The organism is Burkholderia sp. Tr-20355 (assembly GCF_017104685.1).
GTDB lineage: Bacteria > Pseudomonadota > Gammaproteobacteria > Burkholderiales > Burkholderiaceae > Burkholderia > Burkholderia seminalis.
The window spans coordinates 41,569-59,122 of record NZ_JAAGPK010000002.1; the positions used below are offsets into that span (position 1 = coordinate 41,569).

At 66.3% G+C, this 17,554-nt stretch carries 14 protein-coding genes and 2 pseudogenes; 11 read left to right on the forward strand and 5 right to left on the reverse strand.

Annotated elements, in window-relative coordinates; translation table 11 throughout:
* Nucleotides 1-58 precede the first annotated feature (58 nt).
* The 4 genes from G3N62_RS00875 (at nt 59) to G3N62_RS00890 (ending at nt 5,322) form a co-directional block, all read left to right on the forward strand.
* Entirely contained in the window at nt 59-1,429 is a 1,371-nt protein-coding gene (locus G3N62_RS00875; protein WP_124671225.1) for an aspartate aminotransferase family protein, read from the forward strand.
* Between the two features lie 14 nt (nt 1,430-1,443).
* Nucleotides 1,444-3,033, forward strand: coding sequence for a gamma-glutamyltransferase family protein (locus tag G3N62_RS00880; RefSeq protein ID WP_124671226.1), 1,590 nt, complete (start codon nt 1,444-1,446; stop codon nt 3,031-3,033).
* A gap of 43 nt (nt 3,034-3,076) precedes the next feature.
* Nucleotides 3,077-4,045, forward strand: coding sequence for an agmatinase (gene speB / locus G3N62_RS00885; RefSeq protein ID WP_034191977.1), 969 nt, complete (start codon nt 3,077-3,079; stop codon nt 4,043-4,045).
* Nucleotides 4,046-4,200: 155 nt separating this feature from the next.
* Nucleotides 4,201-5,322, forward strand: coding sequence for a porin (locus G3N62_RS00890; protein WP_034191976.1), 1,122 nt, complete (start codon nt 4,201-4,203; stop codon nt 5,320-5,322).
* Nucleotides 5,323-5,349: 27 nt separating this feature from the next.
* Here G3N62_RS00890 and G3N62_RS36350 read toward each other — a convergent pair.
* The 3 genes and pseudogenes from G3N62_RS36350 to G3N62_RS36355 form a co-directional block, all read right to left on the reverse strand.
* Nucleotides 5,350-5,658: pseudogene (locus tag G3N62_RS36350) on the reverse strand (DUF4262 domain-containing protein); the annotation flags it as partial.
* Nucleotides 5,595-7,448, reverse strand: coding sequence for an ABC transporter ATP-binding protein (locus tag G3N62_RS00900; protein WP_124608656.1), 1,854 nt, complete (start codon nt 7,446-7,448; stop codon nt 5,595-5,597). The pseudogene G3N62_RS36350 and the gene G3N62_RS00900, both read right to left, overlap by 64 nt.
* A 105-nt stretch (nt 7,449-7,553) precedes the next feature.
* Nucleotides 7,554-7,863, reverse strand: a pseudogene (locus G3N62_RS36355) (alpha/beta hydrolase); the annotation flags it as partial.
* Nucleotides 7,864-7,952: 89 nt separating this feature from the next.
* On the opposite strand from G3N62_RS36355, the gene G3N62_RS00910 reads away from it, so the two are divergent.
* A complete protein-coding gene (locus G3N62_RS00910; RefSeq protein ID WP_124670073.1) occupies nt 7,953-8,549 on the forward strand; it encodes a TetR/AcrR family transcriptional regulator in 597 nt (198 codons plus the stop codon).
* 57 nt (nt 8,550-8,606) lie between these two features.
* Here G3N62_RS00910 and G3N62_RS00915 read toward each other — a convergent pair whose 3' ends face one another.
* Both G3N62_RS00915 and G3N62_RS00920 read right to left on the reverse strand, forming a co-directional pair.
* Nucleotides 8,607-10,319, reverse strand: a complete 1,713-nt coding sequence (locus tag G3N62_RS00915; protein ID WP_051701121.1) for an ATP-binding protein — start codon at nt 10,317-10,319, stop codon at nt 8,607-8,609.
* Nucleotides 10,320-10,629: 310 nt separating this feature from the next.
* Nucleotides 10,630-11,268: a response regulator transcription factor gene (locus G3N62_RS00920; RefSeq protein WP_049028533.1), complete on the reverse strand. Its 639-nt coding sequence runs from the start codon at nt 11,266-11,268 to the stop codon at nt 10,630-10,632.
* Between the two features lie 529 nt (nt 11,269-11,797).
* On the opposite strand from G3N62_RS00920, the gene G3N62_RS00925 reads away from it, so the two are divergent.
* The 6 genes from G3N62_RS00925 (at nt 11,798) to G3N62_RS00950 (ending at nt 17,550) form a co-directional block, all read left to right on the forward strand.
* Entirely contained in the window at nt 11,798-13,750 is a 1,953-nt protein-coding gene (locus G3N62_RS00925; protein WP_241012814.1) for a HAMP domain-containing sensor histidine kinase, read from the forward strand.
* 117 nt (nt 13,751-13,867) lie between these two features.
* On the forward strand, nt 13,868-14,434 hold the full coding sequence (locus G3N62_RS00930; RefSeq protein ID WP_034191971.1) for a TetR/AcrR family transcriptional regulator: 567 nt from the start codon (nt 13,868-13,870) through the stop codon (nt 14,432-14,434).
* A gap of 225 nt (nt 14,435-14,659) precedes the next feature.
* Nucleotides 14,660-15,085, forward strand: coding sequence for an organic hydroperoxide resistance protein (locus tag G3N62_RS00935; protein WP_034191970.1), 426 nt, complete (start codon nt 14,660-14,662; stop codon nt 15,083-15,085).
* A 58-nt stretch (nt 15,086-15,143) separates the two neighbouring features.
* Nucleotides 15,144-16,178 (forward strand): alpha/beta hydrolase, encoded by a 1,035-nt coding sequence (locus G3N62_RS00940; RefSeq protein ID WP_124670072.1) that lies wholly within the window; start codon nt 15,144-15,146, stop codon nt 16,176-16,178.
* A gap of 269 nt (nt 16,179-16,447) precedes the next feature.
* Nucleotides 16,448-16,819, forward strand: coding sequence for a CidA/LrgA family protein (locus tag G3N62_RS00945; RefSeq protein WP_124670071.1), 372 nt, complete (start codon nt 16,448-16,450; stop codon nt 16,817-16,819).
* Nucleotides 16,816-17,550, forward strand: coding sequence for an LrgB family protein (locus G3N62_RS00950; protein ID WP_034191967.1), 735 nt, complete (start codon nt 16,816-16,818; stop codon nt 17,548-17,550). Before G3N62_RS00945 ends, G3N62_RS00950 begins: the two co-directional genes overlap by 4 nt.
* The last annotated feature ends 4 nt before the right edge of the window (nt 17,551-17,554 follow it).

The window sequence follows — 17,554 nt, forward strand, 5'->3', positions numbered from 1 at the left end:
GGCCGGGTCCGCACACGCAAGACACGACCATGGAAGAGACGAAACCAGGAAGGTACCCATGCACATGCTGAAGCAGAATGACATCGACCACGTCCTTCATCCGTATACGAACCTGAGCCGCCATCGCGATGTCGGGCCGATGGTGATCGAGCGTGGCGAGGGCGTTTATGTATACGACACGGAAGGAAACCGCTATATCGAAGCGCTGAGCGGCCTGTTCTGCGCATCGCTGGGATTCAGCGAACAACGGCTGGCCGATGCAGCCGACCGGCAGATGCGCAAGCTGCCGTTCTATCACGCGTTCGGCCACAAATCGTCGGAGCCGTCGATCCTGCTGGCCGAGAAACTGATCGCGATGGCGCCCGTGCCGATGTCGAAGGTGTTTTTCGCGAACTCCGGTTCCGAAGCCAACGACACCGCGGTAAAGCTGATCTGGTACTACAACAACGCGCTCGGGCGGCCGCTGAAGAAGAAGATCATCGCGCGCACGCGGGCGTACCACGGCGTGACGATCGCGTCGGCGAGCCTGACCGGCCTGCCGAACAACCATCGCGACTTCGACCTGCCGATCGATCGCATCCTGCATACGGACTGCCCGCACTACTATCGTCATGCGCTGCCGGGCGAATCGGAGGAGCAGTTCGCGACGCGCTGCGCCGATTCGCTCGAGCAACTGATTCTTCGCGAAGGGCCCGAGACGATCGCCGCGTTCTTTGCCGAGCCGGTCATGGCGTCGGGCGGCGTGATCGTCCCGCCGGCCACCTATATGGAAAAGATCCAGCGCGTGCTGAAACGGTACGACATCCTGCTCGTGGCCGACGAGGTCATCTGCGGTTTCGGTCGGACCGGCAACATGTTCGGCTCGGAAACGTTCGGCATGCAGCCCGACATGATCGTCGTCGCCAAGCAGCTGTCGGCCGGCTACCTCCCCATCTCGGCGCTGATGGTCAACGAGGGGATCTATCGCGCACTCGTGGCCGAAAGCGAGAAGATCGGCACCTTCGGCCACGGCTTCACGTACAGCGGCCACCCCGTTTGCGCGGCCGTCGCGCTCGAGACGCTGCGCATCTACGACGAGGACGGTGTGCTCGACCACGTGCGCGACGTCATCCCGCATTTCCAGCAGCGCGTGGCCGATCTCGCCGCGCATCCGCTCGTGGGCGAGGCACGCGGGTCCGGGCTGCTCGCGGCCGTCGAGCTGGTCGCCGACAAGGCGACGAAAGCGCCGTTCCCGCCCGCCGAAGGCGTGGCGATCCATGCGGGCGAGCGGGCGCTGACGTACGGCATGATCACGCGAGCACTGGGCGATACGTTCAATTTCTGCCCGCCGTTGATCATCACGCACGACGAAATCGACCAGTTGTTCGACGCGTCGAAACAGGCGCTCGACGACACACTCGCATGGCGCCGGTCGCTGGCCGCACGCTGAATCGGGAGAACACCATGAGAAATTTCGAACAACCGGGCCGCTCGCTGGTGATGTCGACCGGCGCGATGGCCGCGACGTCGCATCCCGCGTCGACGCTGGCCGCCATTCGGATCCTGGAATCGGGCGGCAATGCGATGGACGCGGCCATTGCCGCGTGCGCGGTGCAGTGCGTCGTCGAGCCGGGCTCGACCGGCATCGGCGGCGACTGCTTCGCGCTTTATTCGCGCGGCGGCGGCGACGATATCGTCGGCTTCAACGGGTCGGGCTGGGCGCCGGCCGCTGCGAGCGTCGAGCGGCTGAGCGGGCTCGGCATCACGTCGATCGAGCGGCACTCGCCGCACGCGGTGACGGTGCCCGGCGCGGTCGACGCGTGGGCGACGCTCGCGCGCGACCACGGCACGCTGCCGCTTTCCGCGCTGCTTGCGCCGGCGATCCGGCTCGCCCGCGACGGCTATGCGGTCGCGCCGCGCGCGGCCGCGGACTGGGCCCATCAGGCGCAGTTGCTGTCGCTGGACGACACGAGCCGCGCGCAGATGCTGGTTGCCGGCCATGCGCCGCGCGCGGGCAGCGTGCATCGGCAGCCGCTGCTCGCGCGCACGCTCGACGCGATCGCGCAAGGGGGCCCGCGCGTGTTCTACGAAGGCGCGGTCGCCGAGGACATCGTGGCTCGCCTGCGTAGCATGGGCGGCCTGCATACGATGGACGACTTCGCGGCGTTCCGTGGCGAATACGTGACGCCGATCACCGCGCGTTTTCGCGGCTACGACGTGCACGAGTGTCCGCCGAACGGACAGGGCGTCATCGCGCTGCTGATGCTGAAGCTGCTCGAAGGATTCGACGCGAACGACGATCCGCTCGGCGCCGAGCGCCTGCACCGGGAGATCGACGCCGCGCGCGTCGCGTATGCGTTGCGCGACGTGCTGCTCGCGGATCCGCGCTACCGGCCGCTGGATGTCGATACGCTGTTGTCCGAGGCGTCGGTCGAGTCGCTGCGCACGCGCATCGCGGCGCTGCATGCCCTCGGCGCGCCGGTCGCGGCGCCGGTGGAGCACAAGGATACGGTCTACATCTGCGTGGTCGACAAGGACCGCAACTGCGCGAGCTTCATCAATTCGCTGTTTCATCCGTTCGGCAGCGGCATCATGTCTGCGCAAACGGGCGTGATGCTGCACAACCGCGGCCAGAGCTTCACGCTCGAAGCGGGCCACCCGAACGCGATCGCGCCGCACGCGAGGCCGATGCATACGATCATCCCCGGCATGGTGACCCGCGACGGCAAGGTGCAGATCACGTTCGGCGTGATGGGTGGCCACTACCAGGCGATGGGACATGCGCACTTCCTGTCGAAGGTGCTCGACTACGATCTGGACCTGCAGACGGCGATCGACCTGCCGCGCATCTTTCCGCGGCCGGGTACCGATCAAGTGGAGGTCGAATGCACGATGCCCGCGGCGGTGCGCGAAGCGCTCACGCGACGCGGCTTCAACCTCGTCGCGCCGAACTGGGCGATCGGCGGCGCGCAGGCGATCCGGATCGACTGGGAGGCCGGCACGCTGATCGGCGCGTCCGACCATCGCAAGGACGGCTGCGCGCTGGGCATCTGACCCGGGCGTCCGCATTGTCGGCACACGAAACAAGGATGACATCATGCAGAAGCAGTCGGTCGTACGTGGAGACGGCGCGATCCGCCGCGAGTCGCCATACGGTTCGTCGAAGGAGAATACCTATGCGGGCGTGGTGTCGTTCATGCGGCGTCTGTATACGAAGGAACTGGCCGGCGTCGATCTCGCCGTGACGGGCGTGCCGCTCGATATCGCGACGACCAACCGTCCGGGCGCGCGGCTCGGCCCGCGCGCGATCCGCGCGGCGAGCAGCCAGCTCGGCGTGCTGCTGCCGTATCCGTGGGGGATCAATCCGTTCGACGACTATGCGGTAATCGACTACGGCGACTGCTGGCTCGACGTACACAATCCGTCGACCGTCAAGGAGACGATCGTCGCGCATGCGCGCACGATACTCGACGCCGGTGCACGGATGCTGACGCTCGGCGGCGATCACTACATCAGTTATCCGCTGCTCGTCGCTCATGCGGAAAAATACGGCCGGCCGCTTTCGCTGATCCATTTCGATGCGCACTGCGATACCTGGCCGGACGATCGGCCGGACAGCCTCAATCACGGGTCGATGTTCTACAAGGCGATCAAGGACGGCCTGATCGATCCTGCCCACTCGGTGCAGATCGGTATCCGGACGTGGAACGACGATTTCATGGGCGTGTCGGTGCTCGACGCGGCGTGGGTGCATGAGCACGGCGTGAACGCGACCATTGCCCGAATCGTCGAGATCGTCGGCGCGCGGCCGACCTATTTCACCTTCGACGTCGACGGGCTCGATCCGGCGTTCGCGCCCGGCACGGGTACGCCCGTGCCGGGCGGCCTGTCGAGCGCGCAGGCGCTGTCGATCATCCGCGGGCTCACGTCGGTCGACCTGGTCGGCGCGGACGTGGTCGAGGTCGCGCCCGCCTACGATCACGCTGACATTACCGCGCTGGCCGCCGCACACGTGGCGAGCGAGCTGGTCTGCCTGTTCAGGCACCGCGCTCGCGCGGCGCGGTAGGGCCTGGGCGCGCCGGCGATTCGCGTCGCCGGTGCGGCCCAGGGAAAACGGCATCGATTTCGCTCGTATCAATTCGGTGTCCGAATTGAATGACGAATGAAGCCAAAAACATGTCAATAGATGGATCAACCACGCAACGACAGGAGAGCACGGCAATGAAATGGATCGCATCGACCACACTTGCATGCGCGGCCGGTATGTGCGGCAGTGCATTTGCGCAAAGCTCGGTCACGCTGTACGGCGTCATCGACGAATCGATTCAGTACACGCACAACACCGGCGGCGCCAGCAACCAGGTCAAGCTGCAATCGGGACAGATGTCGGTCAGCCAGTGGGGGCTGAAAGGCACGGAGGATCTGGGCGGCGGCCTGAGCGCGCTGTTCAACCTGCAGAACGGTTTCAACGTGAACAGCGGCAAGATGAGCGGCGGCCTGCTGTTCGGACGCAAGGCGTTCGTCGGGCTGTCGGGCGGATTCGGTACGGTGACGGCCGGCCGCCAGCAGGATACGTTGCAGGACCTGGTGTTGCCGGTGCAGGGGAACAATTTCCTCGAGTACTTCACGGCGCCCGGCGACGTCGACAATGCAGACGGCTCGGTCCGCAACAGCAATGCGGTCAAATGGGTGAGCCCGTCGTGGGGTGGCCTGCAGGTGGCCGCGATGTACGGGTTCGGCGGCGTGGCGGGCTCGGTCGGCTCCGGGCAGGCGTACAACGCCGCGATGTCGTACACGGCCGGGCCGGTGACCGTCGCGGCCGGCTATGCGCATCTGGACAACGGTAACGCGGTGCTGTCGACGCGTGGCGCAAGCAGCGCCGATACGATCTTCCTGTCGCCGGTCAACAATGCATACGCGACGGCGAGTGCGGTGAATATCGCGCGGGCCGGCGTGAGCTACGTGCTCGGTGCCTTCACGCTGGGCGGCCACTATAGCTATGCCGAATACCTGCGCGACGGGCATTCGACGTTCGGGGCGGCCGAGCGCTACAACAACGGCTCGGTGTTCGTCGCATGGCAGGCTTCGCCGGCACTGTTGTTCGAGACGGGTTACAACTATCTGAAATCGCACGGCGATTCGTCGGCCACCTACCAGCAGGTCACGCTCGCGGCCGACTACGCGATCAGCAAGCGTACCGATCTCTATGCAACGATGAGCTACGGGCACGCGTCGGGCAGCAACGGCGCGGGCCCGGCGCAGGCGGTGATTGCGGATGCGTATGTCGATGGCGGCAAGGCCACCCAGGAGCTTGCGATCGTCGGGATTCGCCACCGTTTCTGACACGCAAGCGGCGCGCGTCATGACAGTGGCACGCTCGTGGCCGCTGTCGTGACGCACGAGGTGCAGGGGAGACGGCGTTTGGCAAGCGGCCATCCGGTATGCGTCTCCCGGTACATCGTGGGCGATGCGCACCGGCAACGAGAACACGATGATTTCCGGGAAACCGTGGTCGACCCACAACCCGGTCGTGAACGAGAAACCCGGTTCGTCGCCTTCGGCGAGCACTTCCGTGCAAAACCATCCGTGCCGCCACGTTGCCGCAGCATCTCCGTCTACCGCTCCGCGCCTTCCGCTTCCGCCGTCTCGCCGAGGAACCCGCCGCTCTGGTGCGCCCACAGCGCCGCATAGATACCGCCCGCGTTCAGCAGCTGCTGGTGCGTGCCTTCCTCGACGATGCGCCCTTCGTCGAGCACGATCAGCCGGTCCATGGCCGCGATCGTCGACAGCCGGTGCGCGATCGCGATCACCGTCTTGCCGCTCATCAGCGTGTCGAGGCTGCGCTGGATCGCGACTTCGACCTCTGAATCGAGTGCGCTGGTCGCCTCGTCGAGCACGAGGATCGGCGCATCCTTGAGCATCACGCGCGCGATCGCGACGCGCTGCCGCTGGCCGCCCGACAGCTTCACGCCGCGCTCGCCGACCTCGACGTCGTAGCCGCTGCGCCCGTGGCGGTCGCGCAGCCGGTCGATGAACTCGGACGCTTCCGCCCGCACGGCGGCCTCCTGCATCTCGCGCTCGGTCGCGTCGGGCCGCCCGTACAGCAGGTTCTCGCGCATCGTCCGGTGCAGCAGCGACGTATCCTGCGTGACCATCCCGATCGCGCTGCGCAGGCTGTCCTGCGTCACGTGCGCGATGTCCTGGCCGTCGATCCGGATCGTGCCGCCGCCGACGTCGTAGAAGCGCAGCAGCAGGTTCACGAGCGTCGACTTGCCGGCGCCCGAGCGGCCGATCAGGCCGATCCGTTCGCCCGGCCTGATCGTCAGGTTCAGCCCGTCGAAAACCGTGCGGTCGTTGTCCTCGTGCGCGAACTGCACGTTGTCGAATACGATTTCACCGCGTTGCACCGCGAGCGGCCGCGCATCGGGCGCGTCGACCACGCTGCGCACCTTCGTCAGCGTGTTGATGCCATCCTGGATCGTGCCGACGTTCTCGAACAGCTCGGTCATTTCCCACATGATCCAGTGCGAATAGCTCGACAGTCGCAGTGCCATCGCGATCACGGCCGCGACGACGCCCGCGCTCGCCTCGCCGTGCATCCACAGAGCGAGCGCGAGCCCGGCCGAGCCGACCAGCAGCAGCGTCGACAGCAGGTGATTGACGATCTCGAACGCGCTGACGAGCCGCATCTGCGCGTCGCCGGTCGCCTTGAACGCCTCCATCGCGCGCCGGGCATGGTCGGCTTCCCGCCGCGTGTGCGAGAACAGCTTCACGGTGGTGATGTTCGAATACGCATCGGTGATGCGGCCTGTCATCAGCGCGCGCGCGTCGGCCTGCCGGCTGCCGACGGCGCCCAGGCGCGGCACGAAATACGCGCACGCGGCGCCGTAGCCGAGCGCCCACAGCACGAGCGGAATCATCAGCCGCCAGTCGAAGCTGGCCGCCAGCACGAGGATACCGATCAGGTAGGCGGTCACGCCGATCACGACGTCGACCGACATGAACAGCGCGTCGCGCACCGCGAGCGCGGTCTGCATGATCTTGGTCGTCACGCGGCCCGCGAATTCATTGGCGTAGAACGACAGGCTCTGGTCGAGCATCAGCCGGTGAAACAGCCAGCGCAGCCGCATCGGGAAGTTGATCGCCAGCACCTGGTGCTTGACCATCGTGTGCAGCGCGATCAGCAGCGTGCTGCCGGCGAGGATCGCCGCGAAGCCGGCGAGCGCGCCGAAGTGGCGGCCGCCGAATTCCGCCGGTGTCGACGTCGACAGCCAGTCGACCACGTGCCCCATCATCGCGAACAGCGCGGCTTCGTATGCGGCGAGCGCGGCCGACGTCAGCGCGATCAGCAGGATCCAGCCGCGCGCGCCTTTCGTGCACGCCCAGACGAACGAGAAGAATCCCTTCGGCGGCGTGACGGGATCTTCGAGCGGGAAAGTCGGCAGGCGACGTTCGAACCACGAATACATTGAAACTCCTCCTTGTAGCGGCCGCGCGGGGCGGTGCGACCGATATTGCCTGATGCCCGTTTCATCTAGCGCGCCTTTGGCGGCGCTGCCGTGTTGCACATGTGTTCACTGCGACCGGATCCACGCTTCGATCGGGCCGAGCGTGCCGGGCGCATACACATGGCGCCCGAGCGCCGTGTACGGACCGATCTTCCACTGCGGCCAGTCCGACTCGAGCGGGTAATCGAACCAGCCGGCGCGCAGCAGCCCGTGCGTCGCGCCCGGCACCACGACGACGTGCCGGATCGACGTGGCTATCCAACGCGCCCCACCCGGCCAGCACGGGCCCCTGCCTCGTCGCGAGCGCCTGCGATGCATCTTCCAGATAGCCGCGCTCGGCGGCCAGTGTCGCATCGATCCGGTCCGATTGCAGGCCGCCTTGACGCCCGAAGCTCATCGCCATGATAATAGATCGACTGATCAGTCTAATAAACATTAGAGCGATCGTCATGCACGGAGTTCCCGTTGAGAAAGATCGATCCTGAAAGAGTGGAAGCGAAGCGGCGCCAGATTCTGGATGCCGCCATCGCCTGTTTTGCGCGCGACGGCTTTCATGCGACGTCCACGGCCGCGATCTGCAAGGCGGCCGGGATGAGCCCCGGCAACCTGTTTCACTATTTCCCGACCAAGGCGGCGATCGTCGAGGCCGTCGCACAGGAAGACCAGCGCGAGATGGCCGAGCTGTTCGCGCGGCATGCGAACGCCGACGATGCGCTGACCGCGATCGAGGAGATCGCGCTGGCGCTGATGGAACTGTCGAGCGATCCCGTCTATGCGCGCATCAGCATCGAGACCGCGGCCGAGGCGACGCGCAATCCGGAGGTCGCGGCATTGTTCGCGGCGAACGAGGCGCAGGTGAAAGGGCGGATGGTCGAGCTGATCAAGCGCGGTGTCGCGCAAGGGACGATCGACGGGAGCCTGAAGCCGGATCTCGTCGCGACGTGGTTGCTCGCGCTCACGGAAGGCGCGGTCGGGCGGGTCGTATTCGAGCCGGGATTCAAGCCGCGCGCGCATCGCGCGATGCTGCGGACGATCATCCGGCGGATGCTGCGGCCGCAGTGACGATCGCTGTCCCGATACCGCGCGGCACCCTCGTCGTCGCGCGTTTCGGTCCTGGTCTCATCTGCCCTTCGGCGCACCCAGGCAGCGCATGATTGCCGAGCGCAGCTTGTCGCTCGGCACCGGCTTGTGCAGCAGCATGAAGCCGCCGTGCTGCGATCGGCCGGGCCGGCGCGCGGTGGTGTCGCCGGTGATCAGCATCGCGGGAATGGCCGCGTTGAATTCTTCGCGAATCCGTGCGATCGCGCCGATTCCGTTCTCGTCGCCGCGCAGGTGCAAATCGCAGATCAACAACGTCGGGGGTACGTCGCCGGTCGCCAGAAGCGCGATCGCGTCGTCGACCGACGGCGCCACGACGACGCGGTATCCCCAGCGGGTGAGCAGGATCGACATGCCCGCGCGGATGGCCGCTTCGTCGTCGATCACCACGACGAGGTGCGCCGCGGCCGCGGCGGCCTCGTCGAAGGCGAACTCGTCGACGGCGGTCGCGGGCGGTTTCACGACCGCGTCCACTCGTACCAGGCGCAGTTCGAAGCACGAGCCCTGCCCGGGCGCCGAGCGCAGTGCCAGCGGGCACTCGAGCAGCTCCGCCAGGCGCCGTACGATCGCCAGGCCGAGGCCCACGCCCTGTTCGTGGCCGCGGTCGCGATGGGGCAACTGGTAGTAGTCGTCGAACACGCGGCTTTGCTGATCGGCGGGAATGCCGCGCCCGGTATCGATCACTTGCAGGCGGACATGCGTGTGTGTGCGCCGGCAGCCCACCACGATCCGTCCCGCGTCGGTATAGCGCACCGCGTTGGACAGCAGGTTGCGCGCGATCCGCTCGATCAGCACCGGATCGGAGTCGACCACCACGGTGCTCGGCACGTACGACAGGTGCAGCCCCTTCGCGCGCGCGTCGACGGCTACGTCCCGGCACACCCGCTCCAGCACCGAATCGATCGCGAACGGCCTGCGATGCACGGGCACGACACCGGCATCGAGCCGCGAGATGTCCAGGATCGCGGTGAACAGCTCGTCCATCGCATTGACGGATTGGTCGATGCGTTCGACGAGCAGCGCGCCATCGACGGGCATCGGCACGTGCCGCAATGCGCCGACGAACAGGCTCAATGCATGGACGGGCTGGCGGAGGTCATGGCTTGCCGCCGCGAGAAAGCTCGATTTGACGCGCACGGCTTCCGCGGCGAGATCCTTCTGCTGCCGGAAGTTTTCGGCCAGTTGAGCGGCCTGCTGGCGCGCGTGTTCGGCGGTCCGTTGCGCATGGATGAGCTGCAACTGCATCTCGATCTGGTTGCGCAGCTCTTCGACCAGCCGGATGTACCGCTCCGAATAGGCGTTTTCCTTGCAGTCGAGCAGGCAGATCGTGCCGAACGTCGTCATGTCCGGCCAGCGGATCGGCAGGCCGAGATACGAAACCATATTCACGCGCAGATCAGGATTGTTTCGCCAGCGTTCCGATCGTCGCGCGTTCGGCACGACCAACGAGCGGCCGCTCTCGATCACCGCTTCGCAATAAAGCCCCGATCCGTGCAGCTCGGCCGATTCGCCCGGATAGAACGGATTGCCTTCGGATCGGCTCGCCACCAGCACGCGGATGTCTTTTCCGACGTTGCGCATGATCAGCGCGGCTGGCACGCCGACGATTTCCGCCATCAGGTCGACGAGACGCTGCCAGCGCGCGATCACGTCGGCGGCCAGGTCGAACGGGACGTCCGAGGCTGCCGAAACGATCGGCGGCGGGGCTTCGGGTGATTCGTCGGCGCGCGTCATGCACGGGCTCCTCGGGTATCACGCCCCGGACCCGGAGCCCGCATGCGGTATCGCGACCGGGCCCGGCGGTCGGCGTCGGTGCCGCGCCCGTTCATTGCCACGTGAATGCACATGAATGTCCGTCAAGTGTCGTTCATTGCGTGTGAGGCGAATTGCAATCGCGCGCGTCGCACGCGGGTGCATCGGGGAGTCGGAGGATCGCGCCACGATTCGTGTCTCGGGGCGGGGTTGTCATCAACGCCCCCGTTTGCGTCGAGGATGCAGAAAAAATTTAGGCGATCCCCGCCGGCAACGCAATTCGCGCTTCCGGTCAGATGAGTCCGGCCTTCCTGCCGACGGCAGCCGCCTGCGTGCGATTGATCACGTTCAACGCCTTGAAGATCGCAGTGATGTGCGCCTTGACGGTTTTTTCCGACAGGCCGAGCTTGCGGGCGATGACTTTGTTCGGCATGCCTTCCGCAAGATAGCGCAGCACTTCGATCTGGCGGTGCGTCAGCAACTCGTCGCGCGAAAGCGTCGTCGCCCCGGCGCTGTCCGGCTGCTGTGTCGCGTGTTCGTCGAGTACGAGCGGTGGCACGTAACGCTCGCCGCTGAGCGCGATCCGGATGGCAGACAGCAGCGTATGCGGGCTGGCCGATTTCGGCACGTAGCCCATCGCGCCTTGCGTGAATGCGGCGCGCACGGCGCCCGGATCTTCCGACGACGACAGCACGATGACGGGCAGCCCCGGGCGCATCTTCGCGAACACGGCGAGCGCGTCGATCCCGTCCATGCCTCGAAGCTTCAAGTCGAGCACGATGGCGTCGAGGTCTGCGTGCAGGTTGAGCAGGTGCAGCGCGTCATCGGCGCTGCTCGCCTGAACGACGATCATGTCGGCGTCTTCCCGACGCAGCAGCATCTCCACGCCGTCACGCAGGAGCGCGTGATCGTCGACGATCAGTATTTTCATGGGCGCGATGGGCTGTGGGAAAGCCGACGCCTATCCGATAGGAAAGAACAGGATTGTACAAGACGAAAGTCGTAATACTAACGTCCTGCTTATCCGGTATTTCCCCTGCGTCGAACGTCGCGTTTACATTCCGTTTGAAAAGGTCGAGACTCCATCGCGGCAGTGGCTAATGGCAGGCGATTCAGGCGGCGCCGTGCTGCGATCGTCGGCGTGCGTCTGCCGCTGAATGCCGACTGAAACCCAGGTGTATCGCAGTGCGAAGCAAGCGTGCGGCGGAAGGCCGTCGAAAGTCGCCGCACGGGAGCCGTTGAATCGGATATTTCGCGATGAAATAAGCATGATGAAACGGCGTATTTTTTTCCATGTGTCATTCGATGGCGAGGCCATTGATTTCGATTGTGCGTCAATTGATGCCGGCGATGAGTGTTGTCAACGGAAATGACGTAATTCAGGAATCGAACGTGACGTATCCATGTCCCACCGGCGATGCCGAATCGGGTGTGCTCCGTTGCCGAAGCGGACGGGCGCCATGAGCTTCGATGGCCTCTCGATCCAACAGCGGATGGGCATCGGCTTCGTGCTCGTCGTGATGCTGACGATCGTGGCGTGTGGAACGATCGTCCTGGAAAGCTACCGGCAATACCGGCAGGGGAGCCTCGATTTGCGCGATTTCGGGCGGGTCGAGCGCGCGATGGTCGCGGCGAACCTGATTTCGGCCGAACGCTGGCCGGCCAACACGCTGCTTGCGTTGCAGCGGCGCGACCCGGCGGCGGACGTGGAGGCCGTAAGCGATGCGCGGATGCGCTCGAACCTGGCACTCGACGCGCTTCGAACGGACATCGCGCAGGCGGCGACCCTCGAGGCACCCGAGCGGCGGATCGCGTTGCGTGCGCTCGAGTCGATCCGCGCGGAACTGGACGGCGCCCGTGGCGAAGTCGACGCGCTCGCGGCGCAGCCGCTGACGGCGCGCACGGTGTGGCAGGTTCAGGCGGCGCAAGACCGGATGTTCGCGGTCGCCGACGATCTCGCGTCACTGGCCGACGACGTCATGGCCGGCACGGCAATGCGCAATCCGGCGACGTCGGGTTTGTTGATGCTCGCGCACCTGCTTGGCGACCTGCGCGAATATACCGGCCGGCTCGGCTCGCTGTTCGTCGCGTCGCTGATCAAGCGCGAGCCGATCGGCGAGGAGCGGCTCGCGAGCATCATCCAGATGCGCGGACGCATCATGCAGCTGCGCGCATTGATCGCCGGCGCGATCGCGCCGCTGCTCGCCGACACGACGCTCGCAAACGACTTCGCACGACTGAACGACACGCTGGACGGCAGCTTCCTGCCGCTGGTCGCGGCGACGATCCGCGCGAGCCGGACGGGTGCGTATGCGATGAGCGTCGAGGACTTCGCGCGGCGGATCATGCGCGATCTCGGGGCGTCGGAGCAACTGCGCGACCGCGTGATCGAAATGACGAGTGCGCGCACCGTCGAGTTGCGCGATGCCGCTCGCGTCAGGATGGCGCTATCCGTCGCCCAAGCGGCGCTGTGCACGTTGATCCTGTTCCTGCTCGTGCGCGGCACGCAGCGGACGCTGTCGAAGCCGCTCGCCGAGCTGAGCCGGCGCATCGTCGCGCTGAGCCAGGGCGATGTGTCGCCGATCGCCCGGGTGCCGGGCGCGAGCCCGGAGATCGGGCGGGTGAACGACGCACTGGACATGCTGCGCGGCGCCTACGTTCGCCGTTCGGTGCTCGAGCGGCAGCGCAGCGACATGCTGACGCTGTTCTCGCATGACATGCGCGCGCCGCTCACGTCGGTCGTCGTGCTGGTGAATGCGCCTGCCGAATGCCCGTCCGGCTGCACCCTGCGCGAGCGCCTGCATGAAATCGGCAGGCTGGCGTGCCATACGCTGGCGATGGCCGACGGTTTCGCGCAGGTCTCGAGGGCGGAGGCGGGCGAGTGCGTGTCGGAGCTCGTCAACGTCGCTGACCTGATGAATCAGGCACGGGATGAAATCTGGCCGCGCGCGCAGGAAAAGCGGATTGCCGTCGAGGACGTGCCGCGTTGCGACGAAGCGCTCGTGTACGGCGACCCGGCACTGCTGTCGCGCGCGCTGGCCAACCTGCTCGGTAACGCCGTCGAGTACAGCGCACCCGATACCCGTATCGAGTGCACGGTCGAACTGACCGACGATCGCGCGTCGGTGCGCTGCATCATCCGCGACCACGGTTACGGGATCGCCGCCAGCGAGCAGGCGCATCTGTTCGAGCGTTATCGGCGCTTTCGCCTGCAAGGGCAGCCGTACACGAAGGGCGTCGGGCTCGGAATGGCGTTCGCCAAGGCGGTCGTCGATCGGCATCGCGGCGAGATTCGCGTGGACAGCGCGGCCTGGCAGGGCACGACGGTAGTGCTGAGCTTGCCCGTGGCCGGGGCGGACGACGCGGCGGAAAGCGCGAACCGCGAGACGCTGGCCGAACCCGTCCCGGGCTGAGGGCCGGCGGCGGCGAGCCGGCCGGTGCGCTCGCCGGGGCGCCAGATTTTCAGATTTTTCATGGTGCCCCGAAAAAAGTCCTTGACTGTCTATCTATGAGTAGATAAAGTTCGATCCATGGAAACGAAACCGACCGTCCGCGAACAGATTCTCGATCACGCGATCACGCTGATGATGCTGCGCGGTTACAACGGCTTCAGCTATCGAGACCTGTCCGACCTGGTGGGCGTGAAGACGTCGAGCATCCACTACTACTTCCCGTCGAAGGACGATCTGGTGCTGGAAGCGGTGGCGGTGTACAGCGACGAAGTCCTCGCGGCCATGCGGACGATCGATCCGGCATTGCCGGCCGACGTGAAGCTGAGCCTGTACACGAAGATGTTCGGCCGCACGCTCGGCGACGGCAACCTGATTTGCCTGTGCGGGATGCTCGCGGCCGACATCGAAACGCTGCCGGAGAACGTGCGGCAGGCCGTGCAGGCGTTCTTCAAGGCCAACGAAAGCTGGCTGGCGGCATTGCTGGCGCAGGGCGCGAAGGAAGGTACGCTGCAGTTCAGCGGCGAACCCGATACGGCCGCGCGCACGTTGTACGCGGCGTTTCAGGGTAGCGTGCTGGCCAGCCGGCTGTTTCATACGCGGGCGCGCCTCGAGGATGTCGAGGCCGTCTGGAAGGCGCGGTCCTGACGGACCGCGCGGGTAGCAGGGCGGTTCGCCGCCGTTTTATGGGTTCTTGTTGTCTATTTAGTGATAGATAGACAATCGGCGCAGAGGGTAATGCTTCTGTATTTTTTTGGGGATGCTTGTCTATCTATGAGTAGATAAACAAGCGCGGGACCGGCGGAAAAAGCCGACGGCACGCGATCCCCGGTTCGAAGGTTGTTTCGTTCATTTACTGCAAAGGAGTCTGTCATGTCGATCGAAAAAGTGTTGTACCGCGCCCATGCAAAAGCCACCGGCGGCCGTGACGGTCGTGCGACGGTGCCCGAAAGCGGTCTCGACCTGAAGCTGACCACGCCGCGCGAACTCGGCGGCGCGGGCGGCGCAGGCGCGAACCCCGAGCAGCTGTTCGCCGCCGGCTACAGCGCGTGCTTCATCGGCGCGATGAAGTTCGTCGCGGCCCGCGACAAGATCGCGATGCCCGCGGACGCCGCCATCGAAGGCAGCGTCGGCATCGGCGCGATCCCGAACGGTTTCGGCATCGAAGTCGAACTGAAGATCTCGCTGCCGGGCCTCGATCGCGACGTCGCGCAAACGCTGATCGACCGTGCGCACGTCGTCTGCCCGTACTCGAACGCGACGCGCGGCAACATCGACGTCACGCTCACGCTTCTCTAATCAATCGCATTCCGAATCATTTGTCGTCATTCAACCGCGAACGCCAAGGAACACCATCATGAAGATCGTCAAGCCGCTGCTGATCGCCGCCGCCGTTGCGGCCGCGCTGTCCACCGCCCCCGCCGCATTCGCGGCCGGCGCCGATACCATCCGTCCCGATACGAAGACGAGTGCGTTCCTCGCCGTGCTGAACGGCCAGAAGGGCCCGGGCCTCGAAACGCTGAGCCCCGCGAAGGCGCGTCAGGTGCTGGTCGATGCGCAAAACGGCGTAAAGGTGGACCTGTCCGGCATCGACGTGTCGAACCGCACGATCGAGCAGGACGGCCTGTCGGTACCCGTCACGATCGTGCGCCCGCAAGGCGCGACGGGCACGCTGCCGGTCTTCGTGTTCATCCACGGCGGCGGCTGGGTGCTCGGCGACTTCCCGACACACGAGCGCCTCGTGCGCGATCTCGTCGTGCAGTCGGGCGCCGTCGCGGTGTTCGTGAACTACACGCCGTCGCCGGAAGCGCATTACCCGGTTGCGATCAACCAGGCCTATGCGGCGACGAAGTGGGTGGCCGCGCATGGCGCCGAGATCGGTGTCGACGGCAGCCGCCTCGCGGTGGTCGGCAACAGCGTCGGCGGGAACATGGCGGCCGTCCTGGCGCTGATGGCGAAGGACAAGGGCGGCCCCGCGATCCGCTTCCAGGGGCTGATGTGGCCGGTCACGGACCACAACTTCAATACGGGCTCGTACAACGCGTACCAGCAGGGCCACTTCCTGACGCGGCCGATGATGAAGTGGTTTTGGGACGCCTACACGAAGAACGAAGCGCAACGCAACGAGATCTACGCGTCGCCGCTGCGCGCGAGCACCGCGCAGTTGAAGGGCCTGCCGCCCGCGCTGATCCAGGTGGCGCAGTTCGACGTGCTGCGCGACGAAGGCGAAGCGTATGGCCGCAAGCTCGACGCGGCCGGCGTGGATGCGACGACCACGCGCTACGACGGCACGATCCACGATTTCGGTTTGCTGAACGCGCTGGCCGACGATGCGCCGACGAAAGCCGCGACGAAGGCGATGGCCAACGAAATCGCGACGCGGTTGAAGTAACGCGGCGGGCGCGCACGCGCGCTGCTAGCGTCGCGGTGCGTGTGCGAACGGAACGAAGGCGGGCGTATGCCCGCCTTTTTTGCATGCGACCGGCGCGCGGTTGGGGCGGTGAAGCACGACGGTGTCCGCAGGGGTGACACGGTCGTGCCGGGATCGGGCGATTGCGCCAGTCGCGACTGGCGGCCGGCAATGTTGGTACGATCGCGCGTATCGTCCATGCCGGCGCGGCAAGCCGCCGGCCCGGCGCAACCATTCGGGAGAAGCGGTTCATGTTGCAGGCGTTCGCGGTCTTGCTGATCTTCCAGTGTCTCGGCGAAGGCGTGTCCTATCTGTTCGGCCTGCCGGTGCCGGGCCCCGTGATCGGCATGCTGCTGCTGTTCGGCTTCGTGATGCTGCGCCCGCAGGTGGCCGATGCGATCGAGCCGACCGCGCTCGAGCTGCTGCGCCACCTGTCGCTGCTGTTCGTGCCGGCCGGCGTCGGCATCATGGTGTCGGCCGATCGCGTGCGCGGCGATGCGGTCGCGGTCGTCGTCGCGCTGGCCGTCAGCACCACGCTGGCGATCGCGGTGACGGCGCTCGTCACGCGCGCGCTGCTGCGGCGCCAGCGCCGCGCGGGCGGCAACGCGGGGGGCGTGCAATGACGGCCTTCCCGAAACTCGGCGCGATCTGGGTCTATCTCGCCGCGACCCCGCTGCTCGGCCTGACCATCACGCTGGTCGCGTATCTGTTCGCGCAGGCCGTCTATGCGCGGGCGCGCTTCAACCCGCTCGCGAACCCGGTGCTGATCGCGGTCGCGCTGATCGTCGTGCTGCTGACGATCACGCATACGCCGTATCCGACGTATTTCGAAGGCGCGCAGTTCGTCCACTTCCTGCTCGGCCCCGCGACCGTCGCGCTCGCGCTGCCGCTGTACCGCCAGTGGTCGAAGCTGCGGCGCACCGCGCTGCCGCTGCTCGTCGGCCTGCTCGCGGGCTCGCTGACCGCGATCGTGTCGGCGGTCGGCATCGCCGCGCTGTTTGGCGCGTCGGGCCAGACGATCGCGTCGCTCGCGCCGAAATCGGCGACGACGCCGATCGCGATGGCGGTCGCCGCCGAGATCGGCGGCATTCCGTCGCTCACCGCCGTGCTCGTGATTTCGACCGGGATTTTTGGCGCGGTGTGCGCGCGTGGCATCCTCAATCTGCTGCGGGTCGACGAGCCGGCCGTGCGCGGCTTCGCGCTCGGCGTCGCGTCGCACGGTATCGGCACCGCGCGCGCGTTCCAGGTCAGCGAGGAGGCCGGCGCGTTCGCCGGGCTCGGGATGGGGCTGAACGGCGTGCTGACGGCCTTCGTCGTCCCGATCCTGCTGCCGGTGTTGTCGCGCTGGATCTGAACGC